Source organism: Enterobacter cloacae complex sp. 418I7 (assembly GCF_050030705.1).
Taxonomy (GTDB): Bacteria; Pseudomonadota; Gammaproteobacteria; order Enterobacterales; family Enterobacteriaceae; genus Enterobacter; species Enterobacter intestinihominis.
Genome location: NZ_JBLGUU010000001.1, coordinates 1,234,304 through 1,249,979, shown reverse-complemented (window position 1 = coordinate 1,249,979; position 15,676 = coordinate 1,234,304). Strand labels below are relative to the sequence as shown.

General features: G+C 58.2%; 17 protein-coding genes. 9 read left to right on the top strand and 8 right to left on the bottom strand.

The window, feature by feature from the left end:
* Positions 1–33: 33 nt before the first annotated feature.
* Both ACQG0S_RS05940 and ACQG0S_RS05935 read left to right on the top strand, forming a co-directional pair.
* Positions 34–1,257, top strand: coding sequence for a phosphoadenosine phosphosulfate reductase (locus ACQG0S_RS05940; RefSeq protein WP_045308962.1), 1,224 nt, complete (start codon positions 34–36; stop codon positions 1,255–1,257).
* Entirely contained in the window at positions 1,242–1,868 is a 627-nt protein-coding gene (locus ACQG0S_RS05935) for an IbrB-like domain-containing protein (RefSeq protein ID WP_032624678.1), read from the top strand. The genes ACQG0S_RS05940 and ACQG0S_RS05935 overlap by 16 nt, the downstream gene beginning before the upstream one ends.
* On the opposite strand, the gene ACQG0S_RS05930 is transcribed toward ACQG0S_RS05935, so the two are convergent.
* Entirely contained in the window at positions 1,869–3,029 is a 1,161-nt protein-coding gene (locus ACQG0S_RS05930; protein WP_032676370.1) for a pyridoxal phosphate-dependent aminotransferase, read from the bottom strand.
* Between the two features lie 122 nt (positions 3,030–3,151).
* Between ACQG0S_RS05930 and ACQG0S_RS05925 the strand changes: the two genes are divergently transcribed.
* The 3 genes from ACQG0S_RS05925 to ACQG0S_RS05915 are packed head-to-tail and all read left to right on the top strand — an operon-like array spanning position 3,152 to position 4,991.
* Positions 3,152–3,766, top strand: coding sequence for a methylthioribulose 1-phosphate dehydratase (locus ACQG0S_RS05925; RefSeq protein WP_022647407.1), 615 nt, complete (start codon positions 3,152–3,154; stop codon positions 3,764–3,766).
* Positions 3,763–4,452, top strand: a complete 690-nt coding sequence (mtnC, locus tag ACQG0S_RS05920) for an acireductone synthase (RefSeq protein WP_022647406.1) — start codon at positions 3,763–3,765, stop codon at positions 4,450–4,452. The genes ACQG0S_RS05925 and mtnC overlap by 4 nt, the downstream gene beginning before the upstream one ends.
* A complete protein-coding gene (locus tag ACQG0S_RS05915) occupies positions 4,449–4,991 on the top strand; it encodes a 1,2-dihydroxy-3-keto-5-methylthiopentene dioxygenase (protein WP_058645960.1) in 543 nt (180 codons plus the stop codon). The genes mtnC and ACQG0S_RS05915 overlap by 4 nt, the downstream gene beginning before the upstream one ends.
* Before the next feature lie 121 nt (positions 4,992–5,112).
* On the opposite strand, the gene ACQG0S_RS05910 is transcribed toward ACQG0S_RS05915, so the two are convergent.
* Positions 5,113–5,337, bottom strand: a complete 225-nt coding sequence (locus ACQG0S_RS05910; RefSeq protein ID WP_058677436.1) for a helix-turn-helix transcriptional regulator — start codon at positions 5,335–5,337, stop codon at positions 5,113–5,115.
* Positions 5,338–5,443: 106 nt separating this feature from the next.
* Between ACQG0S_RS05910 and ACQG0S_RS05905 the strand changes: the two genes are divergently transcribed.
* Entirely contained in the window at positions 5,444–5,716 is a 273-nt protein-coding gene (locus tag ACQG0S_RS05905; RefSeq protein ID WP_169441004.1) for a helix-turn-helix domain-containing protein, read from the top strand.
* Positions 5,717–5,777: 61 nt separating this feature from the next.
* Here ACQG0S_RS05905 and ACQG0S_RS05900 read toward each other — a convergent pair whose 3' ends face one another.
* Positions 5,778–6,248: an SRPBCC family protein gene (locus ACQG0S_RS05900; protein WP_045622238.1), complete on the bottom strand. Its 471-nt coding sequence runs from the start codon at positions 6,246–6,248 to the stop codon at positions 5,778–5,780.
* 43 nt (positions 6,249–6,291) lie between these two features.
* A complete protein-coding gene (gene mtnA, locus ACQG0S_RS05895; protein WP_022647401.1) occupies positions 6,292–7,308 on the bottom strand; it encodes an S-methyl-5-thioribose-1-phosphate isomerase in 1,017 nt (338 codons plus the stop codon).
* 102 nt (positions 7,309–7,410) lie between these two features.
* Between mtnA and mtnK the strand changes: the two genes are divergently transcribed.
* Positions 7,411–8,610 (top strand): S-methyl-5-thioribose kinase, encoded by a 1,200-nt coding sequence (mtnK, locus tag ACQG0S_RS05890; RefSeq protein WP_169441000.1) that lies wholly within the window; start codon positions 7,411–7,413, stop codon positions 8,608–8,610.
* An 87-nt stretch (positions 8,611–8,697) separates the two neighbouring features.
* Here mtnK and ACQG0S_RS05885 read toward each other — a convergent pair whose 3' ends face one another.
* The 4 genes from ACQG0S_RS05885 to ACQG0S_RS05870 all read right to left on the bottom strand — a co-directional run bounded on the left by ACQG0S_RS05885 (position 8,698) and on the right by ACQG0S_RS05870 (position 13,601).
* Entirely contained in the window at positions 8,698–9,939 is a 1,242-nt protein-coding gene (locus tag ACQG0S_RS05885; RefSeq protein ID WP_023299569.1) for an LVIVD repeat-containing protein, read from the bottom strand.
* Between the two features lie 83 nt (positions 9,940–10,022).
* Positions 10,023–11,087 (bottom strand): sugar ABC transporter substrate-binding protein, encoded by a 1,065-nt coding sequence (locus tag ACQG0S_RS05880; protein ID WP_023299568.1) that lies wholly within the window; start codon positions 11,085–11,087, stop codon positions 10,023–10,025.
* 19 nt (positions 11,088–11,106) lie between these two features.
* Positions 11,107–12,102: an ABC transporter permease gene (locus tag ACQG0S_RS05875; RefSeq protein WP_022647397.1), complete on the bottom strand. Its 996-nt coding sequence runs from the start codon at positions 12,100–12,102 to the stop codon at positions 11,107–11,109.
* Positions 12,099–13,601: a sugar ABC transporter ATP-binding protein gene (locus tag ACQG0S_RS05870; RefSeq protein ID WP_169440996.1), complete on the bottom strand. Its 1,503-nt coding sequence runs from the start codon at positions 13,599–13,601 to the stop codon at positions 12,099–12,101. The genes ACQG0S_RS05875 and ACQG0S_RS05870 overlap by 4 nt, the downstream gene beginning before the upstream one ends.
* Before the next feature lie 159 nt (positions 13,602–13,760).
* Here ACQG0S_RS05870 and ACQG0S_RS05865 point away from each other — a divergent pair, with 159 nt between their 5' ends.
* Positions 13,761–14,849 (top strand): oxidoreductase, encoded by a 1,089-nt coding sequence (locus ACQG0S_RS05865; protein ID WP_063150844.1) that lies wholly within the window; start codon positions 13,761–13,763, stop codon positions 14,847–14,849.
* 57 nt (positions 14,850–14,906) lie between these two features.
* Entirely contained in the window at positions 14,907–15,650 is a 744-nt protein-coding gene (locus ACQG0S_RS05860; RefSeq protein ID WP_006809669.1) for an SDR family NAD(P)-dependent oxidoreductase, read from the top strand.
* Positions 15,651–15,676 lie beyond the last annotated feature (26 nt).

The following is a 15,676-nucleotide window of genomic DNA, read 5'->3' as shown; positions in this document are numbered from 1 at the left end:
CCAAGACATTTAACACGCAGGACGCGATTAATCATGTCGAACTATAAAATCCCTTTACAGGAAAATGTTTTAGACGCTTCTGCGGAACGCATACACTGGACGCTTAACAATTTCCCCAAGGTATGCGTTTCCTTTTCCGGTGGAAAAGATTCTACCGTGATGCTGCATCTTGTTGCCCAGAAAGCACGGCAATTAAAGCGAAAAATAGACGTCATCTTTCTGGACTGGGAAGCGCAATTCTCGTCGACCATTCAGCATGTTGACGCTATGAAAACGCTCTATCGGGATGTTATCCACCAGTTCTGGTGGGTAGCGCTTCCGCTCACGACCCAAAACGCCCTGTCACAGTTTCAACCTGAATGGCAGTGCTGGGAACCCGGAACAAACTGGGTTCGCCAGCCACCAGAAGATGCCATTACCGATTATCACTATTTCGATTTTTATCAGCAGGGAATGACGTTTGAAGCCTTCGTGCGCGAGTTTGCCGAATGGTATGCGCAAAGACGTCCTGCCGCAGTCATGGTGGGGATCCGCGCCGATGAATCTTACAACCGCTTTCTGGCTATCGCGTCGGCGCGTAAGCAGCGCTTTTCTGACGATAAACCCTGGACGACCGTCGCCCCGGGTGGGCACGCCTGGTATATCTACCCACTGTACGACTGGAAAACCGCCGACATCTGGACGTGGTTCGCGAAATCAAAATGTTGCTATAACCCGTTATACGACCTGATGTACAAGGCGGGGGTGCCGCCGCGTTATATGCGCATCTGCGAACCGTTTGGTCCGGAACAGCGTCAGGGCTTATGGCTCTATCATGTCATTGAACCCGAACGCTGGGCGGCTATGTGTGAACGCGCCTGCGGCGTGCGAAGTGGAGGTATTTATGCCGGGCACGATAACCATTTTTATGGCCACCGGAAGATCCTGAAACCTGACCATCTCGGCTGGCGCGAATACGCCATGCTGCTACTCGACAGCATGCCGCAAAATACGGCGGAACATTACCGAAATAAAATCGCAATTTATCTCCACTGGTATCAAAAGCGAGGCCTGGACGATATTCCCGATACGCAGGAGGGTGACATTGGCGCAAAAGATATCCCTTCCTGGCGACGCATTTGCAAGGTTTTACTCAACAATGACTACTGGTGCCGGGCTCTCTCATTTAGTCCAAACAAACCTAAACACTATCAACGCTACAGCGAAAGAGTGAAAGCCAAACGCAAGGAATGGGGGATTTTATGCAGCAGCAAATAATCAGAGAAATGCAGACGTACCTGCAGGCCCTTTCTGAAGAAGAGAAAATCGGCGCTATTAATGCCTTTCGCCAGGCATTACACGAAATCAGCCCTTTTAATAATCAACCCGTCGACTGCGTATTGTGGATAAAACAGACTGACATCACCGCCAATGACTACAACCCAAATAATGTCGCTCCGGCGGAGAAGCGGTTACTCAGCAAATCACTGGAGCTGGATGGATTCACACAACCTATCGTTGTGACGGAAAATGCGCCTGAGAGCTATGAAATTGTCGATGGATTCCATCGCCATGAGCTTGGCAGTCATCGGGCTATTCTGAAGCGTCAACTTAAAGGTTACCTCCCTGTTACCTGCCTGCGTAAAGCACGCCAGGAAAAGTTCGATCGCATGGCTACAACCATTCGTCACAACCGCGCGCGTGGACGCCACCAGATCAATGCCATGTCAGAAATCGTGCGAGAACTGGTGCTTATGGGCTGGAGTGAGCAGAAAATTGGCCTGGAGTTGGGTATGGACAGCGATGAAGTGCTGCGACTGAAGCAAATCAATGGTCTGCTGGAACTCTTCGCGGACCGTCGTTTTTCAGAAGCCTGGACGGTTGAATAGTCAGAGCGAATTTAAGCGCGCAGCCGCTGCCAGCAGCGTCGACTCCTGCTTCGCAAAGCAAAGACGAATCAGTTTATGCGGGAAGGGATCGGCGCAGAACACCGACAGCGGAATGGCCGCCACGCCCACCTCTTTCGTCAGCCACTGGCAAAAACTGACATCATCCAGATCGGATATCGCGCTGTAGTCCGCCAGCAGGAAGTAGGTGCCTTCGCATGGCAGGATCTCCAGCCGACTCTCGCTCAAGGCAGTCACAAACCGATCCCGCCGCGCACGGTAAAAAGCTGGCAGGTCCCGGTAATGTTCAGGTTCAGCGCGCAGCATATCCGCCAGCGCCAGCTGGGCGGGTGTGTTTACGGCAAACGTCAAATACTGGTGCACTTTACGCAGCTCAGCGCTGATGGCGGCGGGCGCCACGCAGTACCCTACCTTCCAGCCGGTCATATGGTAGGTTTTCCCAAATGATGATACCGCGATTGCGCGCTCGCGAAGCTGCGGATGCGCCAGCACGCTGGCATGACCCTCCTCGGCAAAGCAGATGTGCTCATACACCTCGTCGCTCAGAACATAGATTTCACGTTCGGCGATGGCCTGCCACAGGGCGGCAAAATCGCTTTTCTGCCACACCGTCGCCGATGGGTTGTGTGGCGTATTCAGGATCACCAGCCGGGTTTTATCGCTCAGCAGCGCGGCAAACGCCTGCCAGTCCGGACGAAAATGCGGCGGCTGGAGCGCCACGCGTTTCACCACGCCACCGGCCAGTTCAATCGCCGGGGCGTAGCTATCGTAGCTCGGGTCAAAACAAATCACCTCATCGCCCGTACGCACCAGGGCGGTTATCGCCGCATACAGCGCTTCGGTCGCCCCTGCGGTTACCGTGATATCGCTGTTCGCGTCAGGCTTATGGCCGTATAACTCCGCCGTTTTATCCGCAATGGCTTCACGCAACGCCTGCACGCCGGTCATCGGCGCATACTGGTTGGCTCCCTGCGCAACGTGGTACGCCAGACGCTCCTGCAAATATTTCGGCCCGTCAAAATCCGGGAAACCTTGTGAGAGGTTAATGGCGTTGTGCTGCTGCGCCAGGGCGCTCATCTGCGTAAAAATCGTCGTGCCGAGATTCGGAAGTTTACTCTGCGGGATCAACGGGTTATTGCTCATTGTAGTGTGCCTGCCTGTAATACTTATGTTGCTGACACTATAACACGATGTTAGTCTTTGGCAATCAAGACGCTTAGACGTCTAAATGATATAAATATTCCTGACCGAGAGGGTAAAAGGAAATGACAGACAACCTGCAACTCACACACCTGGTCGAGGCCTGCCGCTGGATTGGCGCTAAAGGCTGGGCGCCCGCTACCGGCGGCAATATGTCCGTGCGTCAGGATGAACATCTGTGCTGGCTGAGCGAATCCGGAAAAGACAAAGGCAGCCTGACCACCGCCGATTTTCTACAGGTTGAAATCGCCACCAACCGTGCGCCTTCTGGCCGTAAACCGTCGGCAGAGACCGGGCTGCATACCCTCATCTATCGCCTGTTCCCGGAGGCTAACGCCGTCCTGCACGTTCACACCGTCAATGCCACGGTGCTGTCGCGGCTGGTCAACGAGACCGAGCTGAAGATCTCCGGCTTCGAGATGCAAAAATCCCTTACCGGGCAGACCACGCATCGGGATACGGTGGCCATCCCGGTGTTTGATAATGACCAGGACATCGACGCCCTCGCCTCTCGCATCGCCCATTACGCGCAGGAACGCCCGCTTAATTATGGTTTTCTTCTGCGCGGTCATGGCTTAACCTGCTGGGGACGCGACGTGGCCGAAGCCCGCCGTCATCTGGAAGGTTTAGAATTCTTATTTGAATGCGAAATGCGTTTACGACAATGGGAGAGAGTATGATTCGCGCGATTGTGACGGATATTGAAGGGACCACCAGCGATATCCGTTTTGTCCATGATGTTTTGTTCCCTTACGCGCGTGAGCGGCTGGCGGCCTTTGTGACCGCGCAGCAGTACGCCGAGCCGGTCAAATCGATTCTGGACAACCTGCGCGATGAAATCAGCACTCCGCATGCCAGCGTCAGCGATCTCATCAACGTGCTGTTTACCTTTATGGATGAAGACCGCAAATCGACGGCGCTCAAAGCCCTGCAAGGCATCATCTGGCAGGACGGTTACGTCAACGGTGACTTTACCGGCCATCTCTACCCTGATGTACTGCCCGCGCTGGAAAAATGGAAGGCACAAGGGATTGATCTCTATGTTTATTCCTCTGGCTCCGTCGCCGCGCAGAAACTGTTATTTGGCTACAGCGACGAAGGTGATATTACTCATCTGTTCAGCGGCTATTTTGATACCCGCATCGGCGCCAAGCGTGAGGTGCAGTCTTATCAAAATATTGCGGCGCAAACGGGCATCGCCCCGTCGCAGATCCTGTTCCTGTCGGATATTCATCAGGAGCTGGACGCGGCTGAACAGGCGGGTTTTCGCACCCTGCAACTGATACGCGGTGAAGATGACGGCGCAAGCCATCACCATCAGATCCACCAGTTTGACGAGATTAACCCGGAGCAGATCCCTTCATGAGCGCATTGACCATTTATTCCGATAAAGACGCCAGTCATCACCTGTGGCACAGCACCGACGCCGCCGAGATTGCCCAACAGCTCAACGCCAAAGGCGTGCGGTTTGAACGCTGGGCGGCAGACCGTGATTTAGGGCAGGATCCCGCGCCTGAAGCCGTGATTGAGGCGTATCAGCATGCAATCGACAAGCTGGTGGCAGAGAAAGGTTATCAGAGCTGGGACGTGATTAGCCTTCGCGCCGACAATCCGCAGAAAGAGGCGCTGCGCGCGAAGTTTCTGAACGAACACACTCACGGCGAAGACGAAGTGCGCTTTTTCGTGGAAGGGGCGGGACTATTCTGCCTGCACATCGGCGATGAGGTGTATCAGGTGCTGTGCGAGAAAAACGACCTGATTTCCGTACCTGCAGGCACGCCGCACTGGTTTGACATGGGTTCAGAGCCGAACTTTACCGCCATTCGTATTTTCGACAATCCGGAAGGCTGGGTTGCCCAGTTTACGGGCGATGCAATCGCGGATGCGTATCCAAGGCTGGCATGATCTTTTCTCCCTACCCCGCAAAGTAATGCGAGCACCGTGCTATCCCCTCGCCCCTCTGGGGAGAGGGTTAGGGTGAGGGGAACATACGGCTCAGGGGGTCAGTTCCATACTCAGGCATTAATTAAATACTGGCGATAATCCTCTGCACATCTGTGCCAACCAGCCTCGCCAGATGCACAAACTCCACCACGTCCAACCTACGCTCACCGTTTTCCACTTTAGCAATAAACGATTGTGGTTTTCCCAGTGCCTCCGCAAGCTGCGCCTGAGTCATCCCCTTCTCTTTACGCGCTTTCTTCAACGCATTGATAACACGCTGGTATTCATCCGAGTAAACTGAAGCCATTGTTCCGATTCCATACAAATATCCTGAAATCGAATATCCTCCCGCTGCCTTCTTATCCCAAAATAGGATAATTGAGCACGTAACGAACACATGTAAGGAGGACACAATGCAACATCAGAACTGGCACCCGGCCGACATTATCGCTGCACTAAAGAAACATGGAACAAGCCTGGCTGCGTTGTCCAGAAAGGCTGGCCTTTCCTCATCCACACTGGCAAATGCGCTTACCCGACCATGGCCTAAAGGTGAACTGCTTATCGCTCAGGCGCCAGACATTCCACCCGATGTGATATGGCCGGAAAGATACTTTGATGAAAAGGGAGAGCGAGTATTTCGTCAGATGAGGAATACCAAAAAGAGAAATCTGTCTTTAACATAATCAATGAATTCTCCCCCCTCACCCCAGCCCTCTCCCTCAAGGGAGAGGGGGTCTAAGGGCACTACCGTTTCAGCCCTTTCACATACCCCACCAGCTGATCCAACACCACGCCCCACCCTTCGTGGAAGCCCATCTGTTCATGCTGCTCGCGGATCTCCTTCGTTGGGTGACGCGCTATCGCCGTGTAGCGGGTCTTGCCCTCACCCACATCTTCCAGCAGCAGGATCGCCGTCATAAACGGCTTTTCAGCCGGCTTCCAGCCCTCAGTATAGCCATCGGTAAAGACCAGCTTGTTCCCCGGATCGATTTCAAGAAATACGCCCCGGTTATCCATCCGCTGCCCGTCCACCTCAAACACGGTATTGAACCGCCCACCCACGCGCAGATCGAGGTCGCATTCAGTCACCTTATGGGGAGCAGGAATGAAGAAGTTTTTGATGTGCTCCGGTGTGGTCCAGCAGAGCCACAGCAGGTCGCGCGGTGCGTCCACCACGCGTTCCAGTTTTAAGTCTGTTTCAGGATCGAGCGTCACGATAACGTCCTCTAAAGGGAACCCCTTACAAGGATAGTCCCACTCAGGCGAATTTCCCTTTCGCTACCTCTTCAGGGGTGACCACGCCCGTATCCAGCACCCAGCCGCTAATCAGCGAGGCGGGGGTAACGTCAAACGCCGGGTTATAGACCTGCGCCTCTTGCGGCGCCCACTGCACCGCGCCAAAGCTTCCCGCCACGCCCGTCACTTCGCTGGCCGCGCGCTGCTCAATCGGGATCGCGTCACCGTTCGGGCAGTCCCGGTCGAGGGTCGTTTGCGGGGCGGCGACGTAGAACGGAATACCGTGGAACTTCGCCAGCACCGCCAGGGAATAGGTGCCGATTTTGTTCGCCACGTCGCCGTTGGCGGCAATGCGGTCTGCCCCCACCCACACGGCATCCACCTGCCCTTTTGCCATCAGGCTGGCGGCCATGGAGTCAGTAATCAGCTGATACGGCACGCCCAGCTCGCCCAGCTCCCATGCGGTCAGCCTGCCGCCCTGCAACAGCGGACGGGTTTCATCCACCCAGACGTTGCTGACGTTGCCTGCCTGATGCGCGCGGGCAATCACCCCCAGCGCCGTCCCGACGCCCGCCGTTGCCAGCCCGCCGGTATTGCAGTGGGTCAGCAGGCGGCTGCCGGGCTTCACCAGCGCGCTACCCGCTTTCGCAATCGCGTCGCAAAGCCGTTTGTCTTCATTAATCAGGCGCAGCGCTTCAGCCACCAGCGCCGGAACGAACGCTTCCTGCCACAGCGCAATCTTCATGCGGTCGAGATTGTTCATCAGGTTCACCGCCGTCGGGCGGGAGGCACGCAGGGTCTCCAGCGCCGCCGCCAGCTCGTCGCGGCTTTTACCGCTTTCCGCTAACAGCGCCAGCAGCAGGCTTGCAGAGAGACCAATTAACGGCGCGCCACGCACGCGCAGAGCGTGGATATGCCCAACCAGCGCCTCCACCGTCGAGGCATCCAGCCAGCGTTTCTCCTGCGGAAGCGCCTGCTGGTCGAGAATATAGAGCTGATTATTCGCCACCCGCAGGCTGGTCGTCTGTAATGTCTGCATGTCGTTAATTCCCTGTTGCGTTGTTGTAGCACATTGTGTCAGGATGAAATCCAGATGTATAGACGTCTACATGTCTTAATTAGCAAAACTGAGGAGCAGGCCATGTCGCAATACCGTACCTTTACCGCTCAGGACGCCGTGGAGTATGCCAGGCAGTTTGGCGGACTTGACGATCCGTCATCGCTGGTGGAGGCGCAGGAAATCGGCGACGGTAACCTCAACCTGGTCTTTAAAGTTTTCGACCGCGCGGGCGTGAGCCGCATCGTCGTTAAGCAGGCGCTGCCCTATGTGCGCTGCGTCGGCGAGTCCTGGCCGCTGACGCTGGATCGCGCTCGCCTGGAGGCGCAAACCCTGGTCGAGCATTACAAGCACAGCCCTGAGCACACGGTGAAAATCCACCACTTTGACCCGAAACTGGCGGTGATGGTGATGGAAGATCTCTCCAGCCATCGCATCTGGCGCGGCGAGCTGATTAACAACATTTACTACCCGCAGGCGGCGCGGCAGCTGGGTGAATATCTGGCTCACACCCTGTTCCACACCAGCGATTTTTATCTGCATCCGCACGAGAAAAAAGCGCAGGTTGCAAAATTCATCAACCCGGAGATGTGCGAGATCACCGAAGATCTGTTCTTTAACGATCCGTACCAGATCCACGCGCGCAACAGCTACCCGGCCGATCTGGAGAACGATGTTGCCACCCTGCGCGACGACGCCCAGCTTAAAATCGCCGTGGCCTCCCTGAAGCACCGCTTCTTTTCGCATGCCGAAGCCCTGCTGCACGGGGACATTCACAGCGGCTCGATTTTTGTGGCCGACAGCAGCCTGAAGGCCATCGATGCCGAGTTCGGCTACTTTGGCCCGATTGGCTTTGACGTTGGCACTGCCATCGGCAACCTGCTGCTGAACTTCTGCGGCCTGCCGGGGCATCTGGGCATTCGCGATGCCGCCGCCGCGCGCGAGCAGCGCCTGACCGATATTCAGGAACTGTGGAACACCTTCGCGGAGCGCTTCCAGGCACTGGCGAATGAGAACACGCGCGATGCCGCGCTCAGCGCGCCGGGCTATGCCTCTGCGTTCCTGAAAAAGGTCTGGCACGATGCCATCGGATTCTGCGGCACCGAGCTGATTCGCCGCAGCGTCGGGCTTTCCCATGTGGCGGATATCGACACCATTCAGGATGAAGCGATGCGTCACGAATGCCTGCGCCACGCGATAACCCTCGGCAAGGCGCTGATTGTGATTGCTGACCGCATCGACAGCGCGGAAGAGCTGGTAGCGCGAGTGCGGCAGTACAGTTGAGAACGTTTGCCCGGTGGCGCTGCGCTTACCGGGCCTACGGGTGCAAAATGTAGGCCCGGTAAGGCGAAGCCGCCACCCGGCAAAAACTCACCCCAGATACTCAATCACTGACATCCCACCGTTATAATCCGTGCTGTAAATAATCCCCTGCGCATCCACAAACACGTCGCACGACTGGATCACCTGCGGGCGATTGGGCCGCGTATCCATCATCTTTTCCGGCGCCGCGGGCACCAGCGCCCCCGTTTCCACCGGGCGATACGGATTGGAAATGTCATACGCGCGCACGCCCGCGTTCTGGTACGTCGCGAAGATCAACGTTGAGCTGACAAAGCTCCCCGGCCGGTTTTCGTGCAGGTTGTGCGGGCCGAAATGCGCCCCTTTCGCCACGTAGTCGGTTTCATCCGGCTGCGGGAAGGTAGAAATGCTCACCGGGTTCGACGGCTCGCGGATATCAAACAGCCAGATCAGCTTCTCGCCGTCCTGCTGGTTATCCAGCACCGCCTCGTCCAGCACCACCAGCAGGTCGCGATCCGGCAGCGGAAGCGCGGTGTGCGTCCCGCCGCCAAACGGCGGGCTCCAGTTACGATGGCTAATGAGCTTAGGCCGGGTGCGGTCCTTCACGTCCAGCAGCGTCAGGCCACCGTCGCGCCAGCTGCCGTACGCGGTATCGCCTGCAATAATCGCATGGTGCAGGGCGTAGCGTTTGCCTTCCGGCCAGTTCGGCTGTTCGCCTTCGGCCTGATTCATCCCCGGCAGCCACCAGCGTCCCGCCACTTCAGGCTTGCGCGGGTCCGCCAGATCGATGGTCAGAAAGATGTAGTCGGTAAAGCCGTCTATCAGCGCTGAGACATACGCCCAGCGGCCACCGACGTACCAGATGCGGTGAATGCCGATGCCGCTCAGCGATAAAAAGCCTATCTCGCGTGGCCTGTCCGGTGTGGAGATATCAAAGACGCGAAGCCCGGCGCTCCAGCCTTTATCCTGCACATCGCTGACGGTCTCCCCCACCTGGCGGGTGTAGTAGACCTTCTCGTCGGCAAAACGCGCATCGGCAAACAGATCCCGGGCGTTGATCACCAGCAGCAGGTCGTCATGCGCCTGGAGATGCACATTCCAGGTACCCGGCGGCGCAGGCACGTATCCTGCGGCTTTTGGTTTTTTCGGATCGCGCACATCCACTATCGAAAAGCCCTGCGACACCATATGGCCGATATAGGCGAAACCGCGGTGCACCATCAGCTGCACGCCGTCCGGGCGACCGCCCTGATCGCTATGGCCAATTAGCCGCATATTGCGGCTGTATTCGGGTTGAGGTAATGCAGACATGTATAAGTCCTTTCGCCGGATGGCGGCTGCGCCTTATCCGGCCTACAACACCGTAGGCCCGGTAAGCGAAGCGCCACCGGCCATTATTTTGACCTGGCTTCCAGCGTCGCAAACCACGGCGCAACAAAATCTTCCGTCTGGCCCCAGCCCGGAATGATTTTCCCCAGAGACGCCACGTTCACCGCGCCCGGCTGGGCGGTCAGCAGCGCCTGCGGAATGGCCGCCGCCTTGAAATCGTAAGTGGCAGGCGTCGCTTCTCCGGCAATCTTATTGGCAATCAGGCGTACGTTGGTCGCGCCAATCAGCTTCGGATCCACCGCCACGCTCACTGCCCAAGGGCTACCCGGCTCGCGCATCAGCTGTAAATCCTGGTTGGAGATGTCGATGCTGTAGAGTTTGATCTCGGTTCGGCCGTTCTCTTTCAGCGCCTTATACGCGCCCTGGCTGAAGGCATCCCAGGTACCCCAGATGGCATCGATTTTACCTTTCGGGTATTTCGCGAGGATCGCGCCCACCTTGTTGGCAGTGTCGCCCTGCACGTCAGAGGAGACCGCGCCGATGGACTCCAGCTCTTTAATCTCCGGGTACTGCTTTTGCAGTTCTTTGTAGGCCGCCTGACGGCGCTCCATCGGCGGGAAGCCCGCGACCCATAGCTTGACGATATTGGCCTTGCCGTTGAAATCTTTCGCCAGCTGGCCGAAAGAGAGGTTGGTCAGGGAGGCATCGTCCTGCTGGGTAACGGTTACGCCCGGGATCTCGCCGTTCACAGCGGTATCAAACACCGAAACTTTGATCCCGGCATCCACCGCCTTCTTCACCAGCGCGGTGGAGTACGGATCGCGCCCCTGAGAGAGAATAATCCCGTCGTATTTCTGGCTGATGGCCTGGTTAACGAAATCCTGGAATTTGGCGTCGTCCCCGTTACTTAAAAAGGTGCTGACCTTAAAGCCGAGCTTTTTCCCTTCCTGAATCGCCCCGGCAACAAACTGCGTGGTGTTGTCGTCCGAGCCCAGGTTGCGGATCACCGCGATGCGGATCGGGCCGTCATGGCTGGCAATGGCGGTCGGAACCGGCGCGGGGGTAGCCGCCAGGCCCGGCAGAGAAGTGAGTAACCCAAGAGCTACCAAAGAGAGCGCAATCTTTTTCATTTATTATCCCGTTGTGTTGTCAGCGTTTTTGTATGTAGGTAATCGCCAGCGCTACCGCGAGCACCAGCCCTTTTATAATGTCCATGGCGTAATACGGCACGGAGAGCATCACCAGCCCGTTCGACAGCACGCCGAGGATCACCGCCCCCACCAGCGTACCCAGCGCGTTCGGCTTGCCGGATCCGGCCAGCGAGAAGCCGATCCACGCCGCCGCCACCGCGTCCATCAGGTAGCCGCCGCCCGCATTCACCTGCGATGAACCAATACGCGAGGCCAGCAGAATGCCGCCCAGCCCCGCCAGCAGAGAGGCAATCACGTAGGCTGCCACCTTGTAGCGGGTGGTGCGAATGCCGGAGAGGCGCGCGGCTTCGGGGTTGCCGCCAATGGCATACATCCGGCGTCCATGGGTGGTCAGCGACAGGCCCAGCTGTGCCAGAATCGTCACCACCAGCATGACGATCACAATGGTCGGCACCTGCCCGAGCAGGCCAAACGCCGCCGGAATGGTCCCTTCCGCCATGTCGCCGCTCGGCAGTACCATGTTCTCGGTAATCGACCCGCCGTAGCTGTAGGTCATCGCCACACCCTGAATGACAAACAGGCTGGCAAGGGTCGCGAGCATGTCCGGAATGCGCAGGATGACGATCAGAAAGGCGTTAAACAGGCCGACCAGCGTACAGAGCGCGAGGGTCAGCAGAATCGACTCGGTGGTGCCGAAGCCGTGCCAGACGAAAAGCGAAATCACCAGCGCGTTCGCCAGCGACGCGGTAGATCCCACGGAGAGATCGAACCCGCCGACGGTCAGCGAAATAGAGACGCCAACGGCAATCACCGTCACGATGGCAATCGAGCGCAGAATGTTGATGATGTTGTTCGGGTCGAGGAAGCTGTCCGACGCCAGGCCAAACACCGCCACCAGCGCGACGACGGTCAGCAGCATGCCCCACTTATAAAGAAAATCGAAAATCTGCTGACGGCCAGACGCCGCCGTGGTCACTGAAAGGGCCTTGCTCACGACGCCGTTCCTCCGGTTGAATAATAAAGTAGTGTTTCTTCCCGGGCCTCTGCCCCGGCGATTTCCGCCACGATGCGCCCGTCCCACAGCACGCAGATGCGGTCGCACAGACCGACCAGCTCGGCAAATTCACCCGAGGCGTAAATCACCCCTTTGCCCTCGCGCGCCAGGCCGTCGATCAGCTGAAACAGATCGGTTTTGGCCTTCACGTCCACGCCTTTGGTCGGCTCGTCGAATATCAGCACGCTGGCGTCATTGCGCAGCCATTTCCCGATGGCGACCTTCTGCTGGTTACCGCCGGAAAGCCGACGCAGCACCTGCCCCGGCCCGCGCGTGCGCACGCCGACGCGGGCAATCACCTCTTCCGCCCAGCGCCACGCCTGACGATGACCAAACAGGCTCCAGCGCGAGAAACTGTTATCGGCGCACACGGCAAGGTTCATGCTCACCGGCTCGTCGATAAAAATGCCCTCTTTGCGCCGCTCCTCCGGCACCAGCGCCAGACCGCGTAGCACCGAGTCTGCCGGATCGCGCGGTTTCCAGGCCTGATGGTTCAGCTCGCCACGCGCCACGCGGCTTTTGCTGGCGCCAAACAGCGCCTTGCAGAGTTCCGTTTTCCCCGCCCCCGCCAGCCCGGCAATGCCGAGGATTTCACCTTTGCGCAGATGCAGGGAGATATCTTTCAGCAGCGCGTCGTCGTGCAGGCCTTCCACCCGCAGCAGCATCTCTTCACCGTGCGGCGGTCGCGGGGGCGGATAGATATCGCTCAGCTCGTGGCCGAGCATCTTCTCGACGATCTCCTCTCCGCTCAGATCCGCCATCGGGCCGGACTCAATCAGCCTGCCGTCGCGCAGCACCGTCAGGGTGTCGCAGATGGCCTTCAGCTCGTGAATGCGGTGAGAAATAAACACCACGCCAATGCCCTGCTGTTGCAGACGTCTTACTACCGCAAACAGACGCTCGCTTTCGTGCGCGTCCAGCGGCGCGGTGGGCTCATCGAGAATGAGAAAACGGCAGTGGTGCGAGAGCGCCCGCGCCAGCAAAATCTGCTGCTTTTCAGCCAGCGTGCAGCTGTCGATGGAACGGCGAACGTCCAGCGAAACATCCAGCTGCGCCAGCGCCTGCAGCGCCTGCTGACGAATCGCGCGCCAGCTGTAGCGGTGTCCCGGCTGCGCCAGCTGGTCGAGCATAATGTTCTCCGCAATGCTCAGCCCGGGGATCAGCGCCACGTCCACCTCCTGCTGCACAAGGTGGATACCCAGCCGTTTGGCGTCCAGCGGCTCGCGGATGCTTACCTGCTGGTTGTTAATGCAGATTTCGCCTTCATAACGATCGTGCGTCCCACACAGCACCGCCATCAACGTCGATTTTCCCGCGCCGTTGGCGCCGGTCAGCGCATGCACCGACCCGCCATTCAGGGTGAAATCCACGCGCGACAGGGCCTGAAAGCCGGAAAAGGCCAGGCTGATACCGCGCATCTCAAGGCGACTGGAAACCATCTGCGTAAATCCTTCATTACTCTTCTGATTTAGCGAATTTTTCACAGCTCCGGTTGACTGACAACGACGGAAAAGGCATAAGATAAAGCGAAATATTATTAGCCATCCGGATGTCCAGACATAACATCGGGTTAGCGCTTGCTAAAAAAGGACAACTTCATGAGCAACACCAATATCCGCGTCGTGCCCGGCCCGGCGAACTACTTCTCTCATCCGGGAAGCCTTGCGCACCTGGATGATTTCTTTACTCCGGAACAGCTTTCCCGCGCGGTGTGGATCTACGGCGAGCGGGCTATCGAGGGCGCACGCCCTTATCTGCCGCAGAGTTTTAACGCAACGGGGGCAAAACATCTGCTGTTTAAGGGCCATTGCAGCGAGCGTGACGTCACTCATCTGGTGAACGCGTCGGGTGGTGAAGCCAGCGTGGTGATTGGCGTGGGCGGCGGTGCGGTAATGGATACCGTCAAGGCCGTGGCGCGTCGTCTGGGCGTGCCGTTCGTGGGCATTCCCACCATCGCCGCCACCTGCGCGGCGTGGACCCCGCTCTCTGTGTGGTACAACGATGCCGGGCAGGCGCTACAGTTTGAGATTTTTGACGACGCCAACTATCTGGTGCTGGTGGAGCCGCAAATCATCCTTAACGCCCCGGCGGAATACCTGTTGGCAGGCATCGGCGATACGCTGGCGAAGTGGTACGAAGCGGCGGTACTCGCCCCTGAACCGGAAAACCTGCCGCTGACCGTGCGTCTTGGCCTGAACGGTGCGCTGGCGATCCGCGACGTGCTGCTGGAGCGCAGCGAAGAGGCGCTGGCCGACCAGCAGCGCGGCGACCAGACGCAGGCGTTTCGGGACGTGGTGGACGCCGTTATCGCCGGTGGCGGTATGGTCGGCGGTCTGGGCGAACGCTATACCCGCGTGGCGGCGGCACATGCGGTGCACAACGGCTTAACCGTGCTGCCGCAGACGGAAAAATACCTCCACGGCACCAAGGTGGCCTACGGCATTCTGGTGCAGAGCGCCCTGCTCGGTCAGGAGGACGTGCTGACGCAGCTGGTGGCGGCATACCAGCGTTTTAACCTGCCGACCACGCTTCGCGCGCTGGAGGTCGATATCCATAACCGCGACGAGCTGGACAAGGTCATTGCTCACACCCTGCGCCCGGTGGAGTCGATTCACTTTTTACCGATTACGTTAAGCCCTGACGTTCTGCGCGCCGCGTTTGAGAAGGTGGAATCCTTCAGCCGTTAATCGCGCCGACGGGCTATACCTAATGATGATTCTCTCCACTCTTGCAACGAGGTCATCATGCAGATCGATTTAACAGGTAAAAAGGCGCTGGTCACCGGCGCCAGTCGTGGGCTGGGTCGGGCAATTGCGCTGTCGCTGGCACGCGCCGGTGCCGATGTGGTTATCACCTACGAAAAATCCGTCGATAAAGCCCAGCAGGTCGTCGATGAAATCAACGCGCTGGGGCGACACGGCGAGGCGATTCAGGCCGACAGCGCCAGCGCGCAGGCGATTCAGGATGCGGTCACGCAGGCGGCGCGCTCCCTCGGCGGGCTGGATATTCTGGTCAATAACGCCGGGATTGCACGCGGCGGCCCGCTGGAGTCCATGACCCTGGCGGACATCGACGCTCTGATCAACGTCAATATCCGCGGCGTGGTGATCGCCATTCAGGAAGCGCTGGTGCATATGTCTGACGGCGGACGCATCATCAACATCGGCAGCTGTCTGGCGAACCGCGTGGCGCAGCCGGGGATCGCCGTCTACTCGATGACCAAATCGGCCCTAAACTCCCTTACCCGGGGTCTGGCCCGCGATTTAGGCCCGCGCGGCATTACCGTCAACCTGGTTCATCCCGGCCCGACCAACAGCGATATGAACCCGGAAGACGGCGAGCAGGCTGACTCACAGCGTCAGCTTATTGCCCTGGGCCATTACGGCCAGCCGGAAGACGTCGCGGCGGCGGTCACCTTCCTTGCCAGCCCGGCAGCCGGGCAGATCTCAGGCACCGGTCTGGACGTGGATGGCGGTTTGAACGCCTGATCGCAATTTTCCTGCAAGCCTCTGTC

Excerpts from the sequence above, each read along its gene's own strand:
- ACQG0S_RS05885 (WP_023299569.1), bottom strand. The coding sequence starts at position 9,939 with ATGTCTGCATTACCTCAACCCGAATACAGCCGCAATATGCGGCTAATT.
- ACQG0S_RS05915 (WP_058645960.1), top strand. The coding sequence starts at position 4,449 with ATGAGCGCATTGACCATTTATTCCGATAAAGACGCCAGTCATCACCTG.
- ACQG0S_RS05865 (WP_063150844.1), top strand. The coding sequence starts at position 13,761 with ATGAGCAACACCAATATCCGCGTCGTGCCCGGCCCGGCGAACTACTTC.
- ACQG0S_RS05910 (WP_058677436.1), bottom strand. The coding sequence starts at position 5,337 with ATGGCTTCAGTTTACTCGGATGAATACCAGCGTGTTATCAATGCGTTG.
- ACQG0S_RS05940 (WP_045308962.1), top strand. The coding sequence starts at position 34 with ATGTCGAACTATAAAATCCCTTTACAGGAAAATGTTTTAGACGCTTCT.
- mtnC (WP_022647406.1), top strand. The coding sequence starts at position 3,763 with ATGATTCGCGCGATTGTGACGGATATTGAAGGGACCACCAGCGATATC.
- ACQG0S_RS05880 (WP_023299568.1), bottom strand. The coding sequence starts at position 11,087 with ATGAAAAAGATTGCGCTCTCTTTGGTAGCTCTTGGGTTACTCACTTCT.
- ACQG0S_RS05925 (WP_022647407.1), top strand. The coding sequence starts at position 3,152 with ATGACAGACAACCTGCAACTCACACACCTGGTCGAGGCCTGCCGCTGG.
- mtnK (WP_169441000.1), top strand. The coding sequence starts at position 7,411 with ATGTCGCAATACCGTACCTTTACCGCTCAGGACGCCGTGGAGTATGCC.
- ACQG0S_RS05860 (WP_006809669.1), top strand. The coding sequence starts at position 14,907 with ATGCAGATCGATTTAACAGGTAAAAAGGCGCTGGTCACCGGCGCCAGT.
- ACQG0S_RS05870 (WP_169440996.1), bottom strand. The coding sequence starts at position 13,601 with ATGGTTTCCAGTCGCCTTGAGATGCGCGGTATCAGCCTGGCCTTTTCC.
- ACQG0S_RS05930 (WP_032676370.1), bottom strand. The coding sequence starts at position 3,029 with ATGAGCAATAACCCGTTGATCCCGCAGAGTAAACTTCCGAATCTCGGC.
- ACQG0S_RS05905 (WP_169441004.1), top strand. The coding sequence starts at position 5,444 with ATGCAACATCAGAACTGGCACCCGGCCGACATTATCGCTGCACTAAAG.
- mtnA (WP_022647401.1), bottom strand. The coding sequence starts at position 7,308 with ATGCAGACATTACAGACGACCAGCCTGCGGGTGGCGAATAATCAGCTC.
- ACQG0S_RS05935 (WP_032624678.1), top strand. The coding sequence starts at position 1,242 with ATGCAGCAGCAAATAATCAGAGAAATGCAGACGTACCTGCAGGCCCTT.